This window comes from Teichococcus deserti (assembly GCF_001982615.1).
Taxonomy (GTDB): Bacteria; Pseudomonadota; Alphaproteobacteria; order Acetobacterales; family Acetobacteraceae; genus Pseudoroseomonas; species Pseudoroseomonas deserti.
Genome location: NZ_MLCO01000456.1, coordinates 1 through 4,203 on the forward strand (window position 1 = coordinate 1; position 4,203 = coordinate 4,203).

5 protein-coding genes are annotated in these 4,203 nt (G+C 73.5%); 1 reads left to right on the forward strand and 4 read right to left on the reverse strand.

From position 1 onward, the window contains the following. The coding region (locus BKE38_RS32600; protein WP_165694319.1) for an MFS transporter at nt 1–710 on the forward strand (710 nt) is incomplete at its 5' end. A gap of 53 nt (nt 711–763) precedes the next feature. On the opposite strand, the gene BKE38_RS28910 is transcribed toward BKE38_RS32600, so the two are convergent. The 4 genes from BKE38_RS28910 to BKE38_RS32605 form a co-directional block, all read right to left on the reverse strand. After that, a complete protein-coding gene (locus BKE38_RS28910) occupies nt 764–2,080 on the reverse strand; it encodes an MFS transporter (RefSeq protein ID WP_076960569.1) in 1,317 nt (438 codons plus the stop codon). Nucleotides 2,081–2,092: 12 nt separating this feature from the next. Further along, entirely contained in the window at nt 2,093–2,743 is a 651-nt protein-coding gene (locus tag BKE38_RS28915; protein ID WP_207553722.1) for an RraA family protein, read from the reverse strand. A gap of 86 nt (nt 2,744–2,829) precedes the next feature. After that, nucleotides 2,830–3,537 carry a FadR/GntR family transcriptional regulator gene (locus tag BKE38_RS28920; protein WP_076960571.1) on the reverse strand — a complete coding sequence of 236 codons (708 nt, stop codon included), beginning with the start codon at nt 3,535–3,537 and terminating at the stop codon, nt 2,830–2,832. A 55-nt stretch (nt 3,538–3,592) separates the two neighbouring features. Further along, nucleotides 3,593–4,203 (reverse strand): hypothetical protein (locus tag BKE38_RS32605; protein ID WP_083747944.1); only part of this gene is annotated, 611 nt, incomplete at its 5' end.

Sequence of the window (4,203 nt, forward strand, 5' to 3'; positions counted from 1 at the left end):
GCTTCCAGGCGGCCGGCGTCGGCCTCGGCCTGGCGCTCGGCCTGGCGGCGCTGCGGCGCGACGCGACGGCCCCGGTGCGGCTGCTGCCGCGCGGCGGCGCGCAGCCGCTGGCGCCGCTGGGCGCGCTCTATGCCAGCGTCGCGCTGCTGCTGTTCGGCACCACGACCGAGATTTTCGTCCCCTACTTCCTGCAGCTGCTGCAGGGGCAGACGCCGCTGGTCGCCGGCTATCTGACCGCGGCCATGGCCGGCGGCTGGAGCCTGGGCTCGATGCTTTCCTCCGGCCGGCCGGCGGCGCTGGCCGGTCCGCTGGCACGGACCGGGCCCTTCCTGTCGATGCTCGGGCTGCTGGCTCTGGCCGGCTTCTCGGCCTTCGCCACAAGCCTGCCCGCCGGCGTCCAGGCCGGGCTCTGGGGCGCGGCCCTGGCGCTGACCGGGGCCGGGGTGGGGATCTGCTGGCCGCATCTGCTGACCCGCATCCTGACCCTGGCGCCGGCCGGGGAAGGCGACACCGCCTCCGCCGCCATCACCACCATCCAGCTCTATGGCATCGCCATCGGCGCGGCCATGGCCGGGCTGCTGGCCAATGCCGCCGGCGTCACCCAGGGCGCCGAGGGCGCGCGGCAGGCGGCGGTGGTGCTCTTCGCCGTCTTCGCGCTGGCCCCGGGCCTGGCGGCGCTGCTGGCCGGGCGGGGCTTCGCCCGGGGCTAGATCGCGCGACGGAGGCTTTTCGGTGAGTCCACCTCACCTCGTCCCGCGCCAGGTCAGCGGTGGGTGGAGCGGTGCCGGACCAGCAGCACCGCCAGCACCGTCATGGCGCAGCAGCCCATCAGGTAGAGCGCGACATAGTCCGGCCGCCCGCCGGCCTCGGCCACCAGCCAGCTGGCGATGAAGGGGGTGGGGCCGGCGATCAGCACGCCGTTCAGCTCCCGCGTCACCGCGATGCCGGAGAAGCGCGTGCGGGTCGGGAAGAGATTGGCCAGGAAGGCCCCCTGGGCGCCTGCCATGGCGCCGAAGCCGATCGCATAGCCCAGGCTCATGCCGAAGGTCGCCCAGACCAGGCTCCTGCTGTCGAGCAGGGAGAACAGCGGAAAGGCCAGCAGGAAGACGAAGGCCGCGCCGCCGATATAGACCTTCGCCGGGCCGATGCGGTCGGCCAGCATGCCCATCAGCGGCGTGCCGATGATGCCGCAGAGCGAGGCGATGACGACGGCGGTCAGCCCCTCGGTGCGCGGCATGCCCAGCGTGTTGGTCATGTAGCTGAGCGCGAAGGCCGAGAGGATATAGGCATTCGCATTGTGGCCGGTGACCGACAGGAAGCCGAAGACCACCTGCGCCGGGCTTTCGCGGAAGACCTCGCGCAGCGGCAGCTGCTCGGCCTGGCGGCGCGCCTTGGCATGCTCCATGGCGGCGACATATTCGGGCGTCTCGTCCAGATGCCGCCGGATATAGAGGGCGACGACGAACAGAAGGCCGGACAGCAGGAAAGGCACCCGCCAGGCCCAGCCGAGCAGCACCTCCTCCGGGAGGGCGGAGACGCCGAGGAAGGCCAGCGTCGCCAGCATGATGCCGATCACCGTCGCCGCATTGGGGATCGCGGTGTAGAAGGCGCGCTTCTCCGGCGGCGCGTATTCGGCGACCAGCGTGATGGCGCCGGCCAGCTCCGCCCCCGCGCCGAAGCCCTGCAGCAGGCGCAGGATGACCAGCAGCACGGGGGCGGCGACGCCGAGCTGCGCATAGGTCGGCAGCAGCCCCATGGCGACGGTCGCCGCCCCCATCAGCAGGATGGTGAAGATCAGCGCCGGCTTGCGGCCGAAGCGGTCGCCGACATGGGCGATGACGATGCCGCCGAGCGGGCGGATGAAGAAGCCGACGGCGAAGGTGGCGAAGGCCGCCAGCACGCCGTTCACCGGCGACAGGCCGGGAAAGAACAGCCGGTTGATGATCAGGCCCGAGGCCGCGCCGTAGAGCGCGTAGTCGTACCATTCGATGACGGTGCCGACGGTGGCCGCCGTGGTCGCCTTGCGGATCGCCGCCGCATCGGCGCGCGGCGCCGCGGGCATGCCGGAATCAGGCCTCATGCTGCGCCCGCCTCACATGATGCCGGTCTTGGCGAAGATGCTGGCGGTGCTCTCGCCGGCGCCGATCATGTCGCGCACCTGCGCCTCGCCGCGCACCTTCTCCCGCGCGGCGGCGATCACCGCGGCCTCCTGCGCGCGGGGGACGACCAGCACGCCGTCGATGTCGCCGACCATCAGGTCGCCGGGCTCGACACGGCAGGCATTGGGAAATTCGATCGGGCAGCGGTAGTCGATCACCCGGCCGCGCAGCCGCTGGTCCTGGGCATAGGCGCCGGTGGAGAAGACCGGGAAGCCCAGGCCCAGGATCTCCCGCGTGTCGCGGTGGAAGCCGCCGAGCACCGCGCCCGCCGCCCCCAGCGCCTGGGCGCGGCCGCTCATCAGCCCGCCCCAGAGGGCGTAGCGCGGCGAGGCGCCGGTGCAGACATAGATCTCGCCGGGCTTGAGGTCGTCCAGCGCCTCGAACATCAGGCCGAAGGCGTCGGCGACCGGGCCGCGGCTGGCGGCGTCGGTCGCGCAATCCGCCTCCAGCACCGGCATGGCGCGGCCGACGATGACGGTGTCGGGGACCAGGGCGCGGATCTCCGGCGGCAGGAACTGGCGGCGCAGCCCCATCGCATCCATCACGTCGCCGATCACCGCGGTGAAGAGCTCCGCGCGGATCATCTCGAACAATGCCGCGTCCGCTGCCGCGTCCCTTGCGGGGATCTCTCCGGCCATAGCCTGTCTCCTTCCCTCAGAACTGAAAAGAATCACTCCCGCTGCAGGCGCCGCAGCGCGGAGTCGAAATGCGCGGCCATGGCGGCGCGGGCGGCCTCGGCCCGGCCCGCGACGATGGCGGTCGCGATCTGCTGGTGCAGCGACAGGATCTCCTGCCATTCGGCGGCGTCGCGCGCATGGCGCAGCCCGCTGCGGCTGGAGTGCAGCACCACCTCGACCATGCCGGCCATCAGCGCCGCCATCAGCGGGTTGCGGCTGGCCTCGGCGACCTGGCGGTGGAAGGCGATGTCCAGCGCGGCGAAGCCGGCGACGTCGCCGACAACGCCAGGCAGGCGCGCGAGCAGGGCCTCGAAGGCCGCCACATCGGCCGCGGTCCGCTGGGCGGCGGCCAGCGCCGCGGCCTGCTCCTCCAGCCCGCGGCGGACCTCGAGCGCCTGCACCGCGGTGACCTGGCGGGTGGCCAGCCCATGGCCGACCAGCGCCGAGAAAGGATCTTCCTGCAGCGACAGCACCGAGGGCGGGCGGCCGCTGGCGATGGCGACCAGGCCGCGGCCGGCCAGGGCGTTCATCGCCTCGCGCACCGCCGGGCGGCTGACGCCGAAGCGGCGGGCGAGCTCGCTCTCGCTGGGCAGCGGGTCGCCGGGGCGCAGCCCGCCTTCCTGGATATGCGCGGTGACGTGGCGGGCGATCTGGTCGGAGATGCGGAGCTGCCGCAGCCCGCCGGGCGCGTCGGGGATCATGCGGCCGAGGCTAGGCCCCGGCCGCGCAGCCTGTCAACCTGTCAGACAGGTTGACTCAGATGGCCGGGTCGACGCCGTCCTTGCCGACGGTAACACGGGCGGCGGAGAGCCTGCCGTCGGCGCCCTGCGTCGCATTGATGAAGACCGCGGCGCCGGCCACCAGGTCGGCGCGGCTGGCCGGGATGGGCATCAGCAGCGGGGTCTCCGGCGTCACCCGCAGCAGCACCGGCTTGCCCTGGATCGACAGGCGCAGGTCGCGGCCGGCGGCGCTTTCCACCACCGCCTCGACCGGGCCGTCATTCATCGAGGTGCCGGGCGCCAGGTCCCAGGCCACTTGGCGCTCGGTGATGCGCATGCCGGCGGGCAGCACGGTGATGGCGACCGCCTTGAGCTCGCCATCGGCGCCCGGCTCGGCGACGGCGCCGACCGAGGTGCCCGGGGTGATGTCGGCCAGCGCGACGCGGCGCAGCGCCGAGACGGTCGCGGTCTCGGCGAGGGCGATCTCGGCGGTGCCGCCCTCGCGGGTGGCGACGCGCAGCGTGGCGCCGTCGAGCGCCGTGATGCGGCCACGGATCCGGCTGGGCGTGCCGGCGGGGGCAGGGGCCGGGGCAGGGGCGGGGGCGGCCGGCTGCTGCGCCAGCAGGCGGCCCAGCGGCGAGGCGGAAA